Consider the following 12,577-nt stretch of genomic DNA (forward strand, 5'->3'; position numbering starts at 1 on the left):
GATGCTTCGGGGGGGGGTGCTGGGCGCGCGCCCCGGCCCGGGCGCGGGCCCACCCCGGGCGCCGTGGGCGCCCGGCGCCGCTCGCGTTCCGGGGAACGGAGCGCGAGCCGGCGCCCAACTCGTGACAACGTCGCGCGAGTTGTGACACCGAGCGCGCTCGGAGACGGGACGCGCAGCGAAACCGGGCGGCCCGCACGTGGGACGCCCGCCGAAAGACGGGACCTGCCGGGTGACCACCCCTGAACAGACGACCGGACAACCGGACCCCGGACCCAGCGGCTACGCGGCGGCCAGACTGCGCCTTCTCCACGAGAAGACACGGTCCGGCCCGCCGCGCCGCGCCGCCCTGGCACGACTCACGGACGACTGGCTGCACGCGCTGTTCACCGCCGCGGTCCGCGAGGTGGGCGTCCAGGGCGCGGCCCTCGTCGCCGTCGGTGGCTACGGACGCGGTGAACTGTCCCCCCGTAGCGACCTCGACCTTCTCCTTCTGCACGACGGGGGCTCCGACGCCGCGGCCATCGCCGCCCTCGCGGACCGCGTCTGGTACCCCGTATGGGACCTCGGGCTCGCCCTCGACCACTCCGTACGTACGACGGCCGAGGCCCGCAAGACCGCCGGCCAGGACCTCAAGGTGCAGCTCGGGCTCCTCGACGCCCGCCACATCGTCGGCGACCCGGCGCCCACCGCGGCCCTGCGCACCGCCGTACTCGCCGACTGGCGCAACCAGGCCCCCAAGCGCCTTCCCGAACTCGACGAACTCTGCCGCGAACGCGCGGAGCGCCAGGGCGAGCTGCAGTTCCTTCTCGAACCCGACATCAAGGAGGCACGGGGCGGTCTCAGGGACGCCACCGCCCTGCGCGCCGTCGCCGCGTCCTGGCTGGCCGACGCTCCCCGCGAAGGACTCGCCGACGCCCGTCGCGCGCTCCTCGACGTACGCGACTCCCTGCACCTGACGACGGGCCGGGCAACCGATCGCCTCGCCCTCCAGGAGCAGGACGGCGTCGCCGCGGATCTCGGCGTCGACGACGCCGACGAACTCCTGCGGCAGGTCTACGAGGCGGCGCGCACCGTGTCGTACGCCTCCGACGTCACCTGGCGCGAGGTCAACCGCGTCCTGCGCTCCCGCGCCGCCCGCCCCCGGCTCCGTGCCCTCCTCGGCGGCGGCAGCAGCAGGCCTGCCCCGGAGCGGACGCCGCTCGCCGAAGGCGTCGTGGAGCAGGACGGCGAGGCCGTACTCGCCAGGACGGCGCGCGTCGCGCACGACCCGGGGCTGCCGCTGCGCGCCGCTGCCGCCGCCGCCCAGTCCGGGCTGCCGATCTCGCCGTACGTCGTGCGCCGGCTCGCCGCCGCGCCCCCGCTGCCCGTGCCGTGGCCCGCCGCGGTGCGTGAGGAGTTCGTCACGCTGCTCGGCGCGGGGGAGCCGACCGTCGACGTATGGGAGGCGTTCGAGGCCGAAGGGCTCATCACCCGCCTCATCCCCGAGTGGGAGCGCGTCCGTTGCCGGCCCCAGCGCAACGCCGTGCACACCTGGACCGTGGACCGCCACCTCGTCGAGACGGCGGTCGAGGCGTCCGCGTTCACCCGGCGCGTGAGCCGCCCCGACCTGCTCCTGGTCGCCGCCCTGCTCCACGACATCGGCAAGGGGCTGCCGGGCGACCACTCCGAGGCCGGCGAGCCCGTCGCGCGCTCCGTCGCCCTGCGGATCGGCTTCGACCGGGCCGACGCCGATGTCGTGGCCGCGCTCGTAAGCCACCATCTGCTGCTCGTCGAGACGGCCACGCGGCGCGACCTGGACGACCCGGCCACCGTCAGCTCCGTCGCCGAGAAGGTCGACTCGCTGTCCACCCTCGAACTGCTCCACGCGCTCACCGAGGCGGACGCGCTCGCCACCGGCCCCGCCGCCTGGTCCACCTGGCGCGGATCGCTCGTCACGGACCTCGTCGGCCGCGTCGCGGCCGCCCTCGCGGGCAAGCCACCGGCCGCGCCGCGCCCCGTGGTGACCAGTGCCGAACAGGAACGCCTCGCCGTCGAGGCGCTGCGCACCGGCGGCCCCGTCCTGTCCCTCCACACCCAGCCGGAGCCTCCCCAGGAGGACGACGAACCGGAGCCGGTCGGCGTCGAACTGCTCATCGCTCTGCCCGACCGCCCCGGTGTCCTGCCGGCCGCCGCCGGAGTCCTCGCGCTGCACCGTCTCACCGTGCGCGCCGCCGATCTGCGCATCGTCGAACTGCCCACGGCGCTCGGCGAGGTCTCCGACGTCCTGCTGCTGAGCTGGCGGGTCGCGGCGGCGTACGGTTCCCTGCCCCAGGCGACGCGGCTGCGCGCGGACCTCGTGCGCGCCCTGGACGGATCGCTCGACATCCGCTCCCGGCTCGCGGAGCGCGAGGCCGCCTATCCCCGGCGGCGCGGCACACAGGCTCCGCCGCCCCGTGTGACGGTGGTGCCGGGCAGCTCGGAGCTGGCCACCGTCATCGAGGTACGCGCACAGGACGCCCCCGGTCTGCTGCACCGGATCGGGCGGGCGCTGGAGGAGGCGGCGGTACGGGTCCGCAGCGCGCACGTGTCCACGCTGGGCGCGAACGTGGTGGACACCGTGTACGTCACGCGCGCCGACGGCGCCCTCCTGACGGACGGGGAGGCGACGACGGTCGCGAAGATGGTGGAGGAGGCCCTGCGCGGCTGACCACGGGGCAGGCCGGGCACGGCTGACCGCGTAGACGGCCTGCGCCGCGGAGCGGGGCGGACAGTCGTCGTACGGGGCCGTGGGACGCTGCGGCGGAGGGCCCCGTACGGGCATTCACACCGGGCACGGCCCCCCGTGTTCGCCCGGCCGGATACCCTGGAGAGCAATCCACCCTGCCCCCGACCCCTGAGGACCTACGAGCGCCGTGTTCGATACCCTCTCCGATCGCCTCTCAGCGACTTTCAAAACCCTCCGCGGCAAGGGGCGACTGTCCGAGGCGGACATCGACGCCACCGCACGCGAGATCCGCATCGCGCTCCTCGAGGCGGACGTCGCGCTCCCCGTGGTCCGCGACTTCACCGCGAAGGTCAAGGAGCGGTCGCGCGGGGAGGAGGTCTCGCGGGCGCTCAATCCCAGCCAGCAGATCATCAAGATCGTCAACGAGGAGCTCGTAGGCATCCTCGGCGGCGAGACGCGGCGCCTGCGCTTCGCCAAGCAGCCGCCGACCGTGATCATGCTCGCGGGTCTCCAGGGTGCGGGCAAGACGACCCTCGCGGGCAAGCTGGGCCTCTGGCTCAAGGGCCAGGGCCACTCCCCGCTGCTGGTCGCCTGTGACCTCCAGCGCCCCAACGCCGTGAACCAGCTCTCCGTCGTCGCCGAACGCGCGGGCGTCTCCGTGTACGCCCCCGAGCCCGGCAACGGGGTCGGCGACCCGGTCAAGGTCGCCAAGGACTCCATCAAGTACGCGAAGGACCGCGTCCACGACGTGGTCATCGTCGACACCGCCGGTCGTCTCGGCATCGACGAGGAGCTGATGCGGCAGGCCGCGGACATCCGCGACGCCGTCAGCCCCGACGAGGTCCTCTTCGTGGTCGACGCGATGATCGGCCAGGACGCGGTCAACACCGCGGAGGCATTCCGCGACGGCGTCGGCTTCGACGGCGTCGTCCTGTCGAAGCTCGACGGCGACGCCCGCGGCGGCGCCGCGCTCTCCATCGCGCACGTCACGGGCAAGCAGATCATGTTCGCCTCCAACGGCGAGAAGCTGGACGAGTTCGACGCGTTCCACCCGGACCGCATGGCGTCCCGCATCCTCGATATGGGCGACATGCTCAGCCTCATCGAGAAGGCCGAGCAGACCTTCAGCCAGGCCGAGGCCGAGAAGATGGCCCAGAAGCTGGCGAAGGGGCCCAAGGAGTTCACGCTCGACGACTTCCTGGCGCAGATGGAACAGGTCCGGAAGATGGGCTCCATCTCGAAGCTGCTCGGAATGCTGCCCGGCATGGGGCAGATGAAGGACCAGATCAGCAACATCGACGAGCGGGACGTCGACCGTACCGCCGCGATCATCAAGTCCATGACGCCGGGCGAGCGGCACGAGCCGACCATCATCAACGGCTCACGCCGCGCGCGTATCGCCAAGGGTTCGGGCGTCGAGGTCAGCGCCGTGAAGAACCTGGTGGAGCGGTTCTTCGAGGCTCGCAAGATGATGTCGAAGATGGCGCAGGGCGGCGGAATGCCGGGCATGCCCGGCGCTCCGGGCTCGGGTGGCGGCCCCGGCCGGCAGAAGAAGCAGCAGAAGCAGGCCAAGGGGAAGCGGCGCTCCGGCAACCCGATGAAGCGCAAGGAGGAGGAGCAGGCCGCCGCGGCGCGGCGCGAGGAGGCGGCGCAGGCGGGTGGCGCGTTCGGCCTCCCGGCGGCCGAGGCGGACAAGAACTTCGAACTGCCCGACGAGTTCAAGAAGTTCATGGGCTGACGCCCCTCGGGCCCGGTGTGACGGGCGGTGGCGCGGGGCCGCGTGTGCGGTGGCTCCGCGCCGCCGCCGTATTCGCCGCGGCTACCGCGCCCCGCCGGGCGGCCGGCCGAGCAGCGTCGCTCCCGTCGTGAGCGCGCCGGTGTCCAGGCCGAGGGCCGCCGCGGCCGTCGCCCCGACGTCCGCCAATGTGGCGGCGTCCGGCAGGAGTTCGATCCCCGCGGCGTCCGGGCGGTGGATCAGTACGGGGACGTACTCGCGCGTGTGATACGCGTGGCCGATCGTCGGGTCGTTGCCGTGGTCGGCGGTGACGATCAGACGGTCGCCCGGCTCGGTCAGCAGCCCCATCAGCTCGGTGAGCCCGACGTCGACCTGCTCCAGGACGCTCCCGTAGCGCCCCGTGTCCTGCTGGTGGCCCGCGAGATCGCTCTCCTGGACGTTCGCGACCACCAGGCCGCCCTGCCCGCCCCGTACCGCCGCCAACGTGTGCTCCAGCACCTCCGCCGTCGCGACCGCGGGGCGCCGTACGGCGGCCTCGCACGCCAGGATGTCCGCCGCCTTGCCGACAAGGGTGACGGGGAGGCCGGCACGGGCGGCGACATCCGGCAGCTGTCCGGTGTGGTCGAGATCCACGCCCAGATGCCGCACCTGGAGCCCGCCGTTGCGATAGAAGCCTGTGGCCGGCGTGTCCAGCCCGACGGTGCCGCCGTCACCCTCACGTACGTACGTGGAGAGCGCCCCGTCCGCATGGCCGCCGACGGCGATCACGCGGGCGACCGGCGCCACCGCCCGCACCGTACGGGCGATGGAGAGGATCCGGTCGAAGGACATGTCGTCGAGACGTCCGGAGGCGTTCCAGTTGATACCGGGGTCGGCCTCCAGGTTGTCGTGGACCAGTACGGCGCCGTCGACGAGCAGCAGCGGCTGCCCCCGCAGGGGCTCGACCAGGTGCCCCGCCGACTTCAGCGCGCCGGTCACCTCGTCGAGATGCCCGGCGAGCGGGGCCACCGTGACCCGGCTGAAGTCCGCGCCCATCATGGTCTGATGCCCCGCGAAGGTGTCGGCCCCGGGGTAGCCGAGTGCGGCCCGGCCGACGGCGACGGGGCGGCCGGTCCGGCGGGCGAGATCCGGGTGCGGATGGACGAGGCCGAGGCCCAGCGCCCCGAGTGCGGGCAGCCGGAGCGGCCGGCCCAGTGAGGCGCGGCAGTGGTCGAGGACATGCCCGCAGGTGTCGGCGGTGAGATCGCCGGGGCGCAGTGCTCCCGCGTCCGGCATCGCGCCGACACCGAACCCGTCGATGACGAGGATCACGGTGGTGCTCATGGCTGGCTCCTTACCGGGCCCGGCCCTGGGCGTCGTAGAGGCCGGTCAGCCGGGGTTCTCCGGTGGAGAGCCCGGCGACGACCGCGACGGTCGAGCGGGTGACGAAGATCTGGGTACGGAAGGCGAGTACGGCGGTGTCCCCGACCTCGATGTCCGCGGCGTGGGTGGGGCGTTGGAGCAGTCGGTAGTAGTCGATGTTCTCCGCGGGCGCGTCCTGCACGGGCAGGCGCAGCCCGGTGCGCGGCAGCAGGGCGTCGTTGATACGGGCGCGCGGGTAGAAGCCGCCGCCGTGGATCGCCGGCCGTCCGTCGGCGAGCGTGTGGGCGACCTCGCTGACGTACACGTAGGCGGGCCGTTCGGGCTGATGGTGGTCGACCGCGTGCAGTGGGGTCGTCCCGGTCAGGGCGTGCCCCGGCTCGCCGTGCGTGGCGCCCAGCTCGGCGAGGAGGGGGAGGGTGGCCATGGAGGTGGCACTCGGGGCGCTGAGCTTCAGCCCTTCATGCCCGCGCGCGGCCAGCAACTCGCGCGCCGTCATCGCGAGTTGGAAGTTCTGCGTGGGGGCCGGCGCACCGGTCAACGGATCGCACAGGACACAGGGGAACGCGGTGACGCCCGCGATCCTGATGCCCGGCAGCGCCTCGGCCGCCGCCGCGAAGTCGTCGAGCCCGGCGAGCGGTACGCCGCCCTCCTGCCCCGGATATACCTTGTCGGTGCCCTCCAGACGTACGAGAACGTCCTGGACGAAGCCGAGCCGCCGGGCGGCGTCCGAGACGGCGCGCGCGTTGGCCAGGTCGAACACGGTCACCGTCTCCGGCCGCCAGCCGAGCATCTCGGGCAGCTGACGGGGCGGAATCTGTACGAGGTGGCCGAGGTTGCCGGCCCGTGCCCCCGCGTCGTGCAGCAGCCGCGCCTCGTACGGATCGATCGCCGCGAACCGGGGGATGTGCCGGGCGATCGCCCGGATCAGCGCCGGATTGCGGCCGATCTGCTTGACCACGAACCAGAGCGACAGTCCGAGCCGTTCGGCCTCGCCGGCCAGCAGCGCGGCGTTGGCCTCCACGGCGTCGGCGTCGATCACGTACGTATCGGGCGGGACGGTGCCGGAGTTGTGCAGCGAGACCGCCACGTCGACAAGTTCGGGGTTGCGGGCCAGGACGGCGTCCAGGAACACGTTCAGTCCTTCAGGTCGTGCAGCGAACGGCGGAGGATCTCGATCACCAGATCGGCGCCGGCCCGCATGGGGTTGATCCGCACGGTCCGGTCGGCGAGCTCCGGAGCGTCGTCGAGAGACGAGCTGGACATCCGGTAGAAGAGCGGGGCGATCTCGTAGCGGGAGTTGGAGCCTACGGGGTACGGCGCGGCGCCGTGCCGCGCCGCCGCCGCGGGCAGTTCACGCGCGACGGGGCGGTCCAGGCGTACGAGCAGACAGCGGTCCTGCGCGTTGGCGATCCGTACCTCCGCCACGCCGGGGACCTCCCCGGCGGCGAGCCGGTCGGCGATCTCGGCGCCGACCTGCGACTGGACGGCCCACAAGACGGGGACGTGGGTGAGGGCGCGCAGCGCGTCGAGCGCCTGGTGGCCCTGCACCTGACCGCCGCCCGAGTAGTTGTCGGCGCGCACGCGCGCCACGATGTCGCCCGCCCCGACCACGGCGCCGACTCCTTCGGGCCCGTGCAGCTTGAAGAGCGAGAAGCACGAGGCGTCGGCGCCCAGCTCAACTCCGCACAACGGGGCGCGCATCACCGCGTAGTTGTCGTCCACGATCGTGCGCACCCCGGCCGCTCGGCAGGCCGCGAGGACGTCCCCCGTGTCGTACGAGTCGGCGAGCCGCTGCCGGCTGTGCTGGACGTACGCCCACTCGAACTCACGTGAGTCCAGGGCCCGGCGAAGGGCCGCGCCGTCGTTGAAGTCCGCCTCGACGGTGCGGGCTCCGAGACCGCGCAGGGTCACCGCCGTCGTGCGGTAGACCGGTGCCCGGTGGATCAGCAGCGGGTCGCCGGGGCCGACGGCGCCCTGCAGCGCGGCGCGGATGGCCCCCGTACCCGCGCCCTGCACCAGCGCGGCGTCCTCGGCGCCGAAGAAGTCGGCCAGCACCGACTCGACCCGCGCGGTGGTACGGGGCCGGCCCAGTCTGGGCACCACACCCGCGTCCGCCTCGAAGAGCTGCTGCCCCTCGAATCGCTCGGCGACGCGCTCCAGCAGCCTGAACTGCATCCGGACCGCGTCGTCCAGCGGGATCGTCGCCAGGGGGAAGGTCCGCGGCAGTTGTACGGACATCTCAGTGGTTCTCCTTCGTGTCCGCACCGGTCAGGAACCGGAGCGGATTGCGCCGTGTCATCAGATCGATCAGGTCATCGTCCACGCCGGCGGCGCGTACCCGGGGCAGGAAGGACCGGAAGAGATGCCCGTACCCCTGCCCGCCCTCCGACCGCAGATAGGCGTGCCGGGAGATGTCGCAGCTGAGCAGGACACGGTCGGCGTGGCCGGCCTCCAACAGCGCCAGCAGGAGCCGCAGCCGCGTGGTGTCGCTCTGGTAGCTCTCCTTGCCGACGGTGTCGAAGGCGACGTACGCGCCGCTCGCCGCCAACTCGCGGTGCACCGTCGGGGCGTCGAGCAGGTCCTGGTGGCCCAGCGAGATCCGGTGCGGTGGGAGACCTGCGCCGGTGAGCAGTGCCAACTGGGCGAGACCGCCGTGGCCGAGCTGGGCGTGGGTGGCCACCGACAGCCCCGTGGCGACGGCGGCGTGCGCCGAGGCCAGCAGGGCGCGGGTCTCCGGTTCGGTCGGCGTGTCGCCGTGGCTGCCGATCTCGCCGAGTACACCGGGCCGGATCCCGGTGTCGCCGATTCCGGCCTCGATCTCCCGTACGAGGGTCGCGGTCAGTTCCTCGACGCTCGCCCCGTCGAGCTCCGCCGGGTGGAACGGTTCGTAGTACCAGCCGGTGGCGGCCACCACCGTCACCCCGGCCTCCGCGGAGATCCGGGCCAGGGCGTGCGGACGGCGGCCCATGCCGCGGCAGGTCAGCTCGACGACCAGGCCGAGGCCGTACTCCTCGCGCAGGGCCGCCAGTTCCGCGGTGACGGCGGCCCCGTGCCGGTCCGCGTCGAGAACCGCCGCACCGTCACCGGCGCGGTCGAGATCGAGGACCAGATGTTCGTGGGCGAGCGCGGGCCCGCGCACGGCGGAGACGGGCAACGGCCCGGTGACGGTGCGCAGATGGTGCGACCGGCGCGCGGCGTCACCGGTGCCGGGCGCGGTGCCGGAGTCGGGGTGCTGCATGGTGCGGGGGCCTTCCTGTGTGGAGCGTGTTCGCCACGGCGGGTCTCGTAGCGCCCCTATCCCTTGATCGGAGTGAACAGATCCAGCCAGTAGAGGACGTTCAGCAGCACGCCGCCCACGATGACCGCGGCGGGCGCCGCCGCCATCCGCACCACGGGGCGGCCCATCGACTCGTTCAGCAGGTAGAGCCCGCCCACGATGAGGATGCCGAGGCCCCCTCCCATGACGTTGGCGGCCATCAGCGAACCGAAGAGGATGGCGAGCCCCAGCGCGTCGCCGATCGCGCTGCGCAGATGCTCGGAGGAGTCACGGACGCTGGGCAGTTTCCCGAGGACCTTGCCGATGGCGGAGAGTGCCAGCACCTCGATCGCGAAGACCGCCGCGCCGACGACTGCGGCGAGGAACGGGTTCGGCATGAGGTAGCCGATGGGGTAGACGAAGGTGAAGCCGGCGATGCCGTACGCGCCGGAGGCGAGCGCGGTCGTCGCGATCAGCGGTACGAAGCCGAACGCCCGGTAGAAGTCCACCTGGGCGGCCTCCGCGTAGTCGCCCTTGGCGATCAGGAAGCTCGTCGCCTCACCACCGCCGAACACATGCGACTGGGCCAGCACACAGACGCCCGCCCCGAGCAGCATGAACAGCGGCAGATGGCGGCGCAGCCGCAGCGCGCTCGCGCTGAAGAGCGAGGCCATCGGATCGTCCGCGTCGTCCGTCGCCCCGTTCTTCCCCTCCTGGGCCGGGTCGCCCGCCGCCGCTGCCTTCGCCGCCTCGGCCCGGTCCGACTTCCGCTGCGCCATGTCCTTGTTGACGGCGAAGCCGATGAGCGTCAGGACTCCGACGGCCATCGCGATGGAGCCGGGGAAGATGTCGGGCCAGACCTTCATCGTCATCACGACGAGCGCCAGCTCGACGACCGCGGCTATCCCGCCCCGTAGCCGCCCGAACTGCTTGGTGATGGCGAGCACCGGAAAGAGCGTGAACAGGAACAGGATCGGCGTCGACATCTGTTGGAGCGCGGTCAGGAAGTCGACGGGCAGGTCGTGGGCGAGGCTGTTGGCCCCGTTGAGGCCGAACACGACCACGGCGCCCCACGCGCCGCCGAGCAGCGGCGCGATCCACTTCTTGGGCGACAGGATGCCGAGGATGTCGGTGGGCAGGAAGACCAGCCACGGGTTCAGTACGCCGGTGGACAGCGCCATCGGGGCGCCGAGGCCGAAGATGAAGCCGGCGGAGAGACCGAAGGACACGGCGGTGGTGGCGTTGCGCGTGGACCGCCCCTGGATGAAGTCGAGCATGAAGGGGCGCACGCCGTCGTTGAAGACGGCCAGTGCCATATGAGAGATGAACGCGGTCAGCGCACACAGCGCTATCACGGTCAGTTGCTGTGCCAGCGAGAGGTCGAGGTCGGTCGAACTCGCTGCGAGGACGCTGTTCACGGGATTCACTCCTCAGTGCCCGGCGGGGCCTGGCCCGGCGCGGGGTCTTACGAGGTCTGTCGAGCCCTTGCGGGCTCGTACGGGGCCGTCAGCCGCGTGCGGCGATGGCGCGGGCCATGAGCGGGGCGATCACGTCGATCTGGTCGATGGCGAAGCCGAAGACCTTCTTGCCTTCCGCCAGCAGCGTGTTCACCTCGTCCTCCGTGGGCACGGAGCGGCCGAAGGTGTGGCATGTGGACTTGCCGAGCAGGCCGACGAGTACGCCGAGGGAGGCGCCGGCGCCGGTGTGGCAGGTGCCGAGGAAGTAGTCGGCCTGGCCGCCGCGGAGTTTCATCGCGGCGTCCATGTCGTTGGAGACCACGATCTCGATGCCGTCGAGGCCGAGCTTCTTGACGGTCTCGGTGACCTCGGCCTTGCCGACGCCGCCGGTGAGGATCTTCGTCATGGCTGGTTCCTTCTCATGTCTGGGGCCGTGGGGGCGAGTTCTGGTCGAGCAGGGCGAGGTGCAGTCCGAGGAAGTTGATCTCGGAGTCGGGAAGGGGGGCGCCGAGTTCCGATGCCGCCCGTTCGGAGACGGCGCGGGCCCGCGCCACCGCGGCCGGGTGTCCGGCGAGTTCGGCGGCGATCTCGGAGTCGGTGGGAAAGTCCGCGATCGGCTCTCCGTCGAGCAGCCTGGTGAGGGCCATCATGAGGTGACTGGTGAGCGTGCCGGCCGTCTCCTCGGTGACGGTGCGACCCTCGGCGGCCAGGGCGTCCAGCTCGGCCGTCACGAACGCGGCCGCCTCGGGCCGGACTTGGCCGCCCTCGCGGAACAGTTGAATGCGTAGGGCGAGCTGGTCGTCCATGGTGGTCCCTTCTCTTCGATACGACAGTAACCAGGATTTTGGATTTTGAGCAGAGGCTCGGCTTCTTCTTTTTCTGCGGACCCGGGGGGTGCCCGCCCCGACGGGGCGGGCCGGGCGTTCGGTACGTCAGGCGGACTGTCAGGCGGACGGTCAGTACGACGGGGCGCGCTCACCCCGCAGTACCTCGGCCTGGCAGGTGGTGATGAGCGACAGGTCGAGTGAGTCGCGTACGGCGCCGAGCGCCTTCGCCCCCTCGGTCCTGCCGATGATCGCGGCGCTGGAGTTGCGCAGTGACAGGTCGCGGGTGACCTCGTCGCCCAGCGGCAGTACGTCCACGCCGGCGCCGAGCCGGTCCTGGACCTCGTCGAGGTTCCACAGGGTGGCGTCGACGCGGTCGTGCGCGAACAGGTCGCGCAACTGCATGTACGACGCCTCGACCCACGTGATGTCCGAGCGTCCGGCGAAGACGCGCTCCGCGAGTATGCGCTGGTCCTCGGAGGCGTGGTCGACGGCGACCCGCAGTCCGTCGGTCTCCAGGGTCGCGCCGTGCCGCAGCAGCAGCCCGTGCGCTCCCACGTACGTGCCGGGGCCGAGGTCCGCGACCAGTTCCACGGGGCGCTCCTCGATCAGCCGGTCGGCGGCGAAGCGCGAGAGGACCACCAGGTCGACCTTGCCCTCGATCAACGCGGTGGTACGGGCCCCGGCACCGCGCATGAACGTGATCGCGAAAGGCGCCCCGGCCTGCTCGAACGCGGCGCGCAGTCCGGTGGCCAGCCCCTCGTAACGGTGCGAGTAGGGCAGCGGCATGGCCGCCAGGAGTGTGCCGAGACCCGAGAGTCGCCAGAGGACCGAGCGGTCGGAATCGACGAGGAACGTGCCCAGGTGGCCGCGCGCCGTCGTACGGATCGCGCCCGCCGTCTCGAGGAGTTGGAGCGCGGCCTGGACGGTGCCGTTGCCGACGCCCAGCTCCTCGGCGAAGTCGCGGACGCGGGGCAGGCGGGTGTCCGGTTCGTGGTTGAGCAGCAGGACGGCGAGCTGCCGGGCGGCGAGGCCGTTGCGGGTCAGGAAGCGTTCATCGAAGCCGGTCACGGAAGGGACAGTAACCAGTATTCTGGATACTGACAAGAGTGGCCGCCGGATGTCTTTCGCGTGGTCGGGTCGCGTTCTTTTCCGCTTGCTCGCAGGATGCCGCGCGCGCCGCAGTCCTCGGTACCGAGGCGGGCTCGCGGCGCGGACTACGGCACGGTGCCACCCCTG

The 12,577-nt window shown here is 72.1% G+C and carries 10 protein-coding genes; 2 read left to right on the forward strand and 8 right to left on the reverse strand.

The genetic code is table 11. The annotated features are described in order from the left end of the window. Window positions 1-229 precede the first annotated feature (229 nt). Together ACFUN8_RS34530 and ffh are read left to right on the forward strand one after the other, a co-directional pair. Window positions 230-2,686, forward strand: coding sequence for a [protein-PII] uridylyltransferase (locus ACFUN8_RS34530; protein WP_383646608.1), 2,457 nt, complete (start codon window positions 230-232; stop codon window positions 2,684-2,686). A gap of 205 nt (window positions 2,687-2,891) precedes the next feature. Then, window positions 2,892-4,442, forward strand: a complete 1,551-nt coding sequence (gene ffh, locus ACFUN8_RS34535; RefSeq protein ID WP_382564967.1) for a signal recognition particle protein — start codon at window positions 2,892-2,894, stop codon at window positions 4,440-4,442. 81 nt (window positions 4,443-4,523) lie between these two features. Here ffh and ACFUN8_RS34540 read toward each other — a convergent pair whose 3' ends face one another. From ACFUN8_RS34540 to yhfZ, 8 genes are all read right to left on the reverse strand, one after another. After that, a complete protein-coding gene (locus ACFUN8_RS34540) occupies window positions 4,524-5,762 on the reverse strand; it encodes a phosphopentomutase (RefSeq protein ID WP_383646612.1) in 1,239 nt (412 codons plus the stop codon). A 10-nt stretch (window positions 5,763-5,772) separates the two neighbouring features. Then, window positions 5,773-6,933, reverse strand: a complete 1,161-nt coding sequence (locus ACFUN8_RS34545; protein ID WP_383646615.1) for an alanine racemase — start codon at window positions 6,931-6,933, stop codon at window positions 5,773-5,775. 2 nt (window positions 6,934-6,935) lie between these two features. Next, the gene (locus ACFUN8_RS34550) at window positions 6,936-8,039 is read right to left on the reverse strand and encodes an aminotransferase class V-fold PLP-dependent enzyme (protein WP_383646618.1); all 1,104 of its coding nucleotides are present in this window, start codon (window positions 8,037-8,039) and stop codon (window positions 6,936-6,938) included. Between the two features lies 1 nt (window position 8,040). Then, window positions 8,041-9,039, reverse strand: coding sequence for a phosphotriesterase (locus ACFUN8_RS34555; RefSeq protein WP_383646621.1), 999 nt, complete (start codon window positions 9,037-9,039; stop codon window positions 8,041-8,043). Between the two features lie 56 nt (window positions 9,040-9,095). Continuing rightward, window positions 9,096-10,475, reverse strand: coding sequence for a YhfT family protein (locus ACFUN8_RS34560; RefSeq protein ID WP_383646624.1), 1,380 nt, complete (start codon window positions 10,473-10,475; stop codon window positions 9,096-9,098). Window positions 10,476-10,563: 88 nt separating this feature from the next. Beyond that, window positions 10,564-10,920 (reverse strand): DUF2620 domain-containing protein, encoded by a 357-nt coding sequence (locus ACFUN8_RS34565; protein WP_383646627.1) that lies wholly within the window; start codon window positions 10,918-10,920, stop codon window positions 10,564-10,566. A gap of 13 nt (window positions 10,921-10,933) precedes the next feature. Then, window positions 10,934-11,320: a transcriptional antiterminator gene (locus ACFUN8_RS34570; protein ID WP_383646630.1), complete on the reverse strand. Its 387-nt coding sequence runs from the start codon at window positions 11,318-11,320 to the stop codon at window positions 10,934-10,936. A gap of 150 nt (window positions 11,321-11,470) precedes the next feature. Next, window positions 11,471-12,409, reverse strand: a complete 939-nt coding sequence (gene yhfZ, locus ACFUN8_RS34575; RefSeq protein WP_383646633.1) for a GntR family transcriptional regulator YhfZ — start codon at window positions 12,407-12,409, stop codon at window positions 11,471-11,473. Between the last annotated feature and the right edge of the window lie 168 nt (window positions 12,410-12,577).

The sequence above is a fragment of the Streptomyces sp. NPDC057307 genome (genome assembly GCF_042667665.1).
Taxonomy (GTDB): domain Bacteria; phylum Actinomycetota; class Actinomycetes; order Streptomycetales; family Streptomycetaceae; genus Streptomyces.

Coding starts and splice junctions, on each gene's coding strand:
- ACFUN8_RS34540 (WP_383646612.1), bottom strand. CDS start 5,762: ATGAGCACCACCGTGATCCTCGTCATCGACGGGTTCGGTGTCGGCGCG.
- ACFUN8_RS34550 (WP_383646618.1), bottom strand. CDS start 8,039: ATGTCCGTACAACTGCCGCGGACCTTCCCCCTGGCGACGATCCCGCTG.
- ACFUN8_RS34555 (WP_383646621.1), bottom strand. CDS start 9,039: ATGCAGCACCCCGACTCCGGCACCGCGCCCGGCACCGGTGACGCCGCG.
- ACFUN8_RS34565 (WP_383646627.1), bottom strand. CDS start 10,920: ATGACGAAGATCCTCACCGGCGGCGTCGGCAAGGCCGAGGTCACCGAG.
- ACFUN8_RS34570 (WP_383646630.1), bottom strand. CDS start 11,320: ATGGACGACCAGCTCGCCCTACGCATTCAACTGTTCCGCGAGGGCGGC.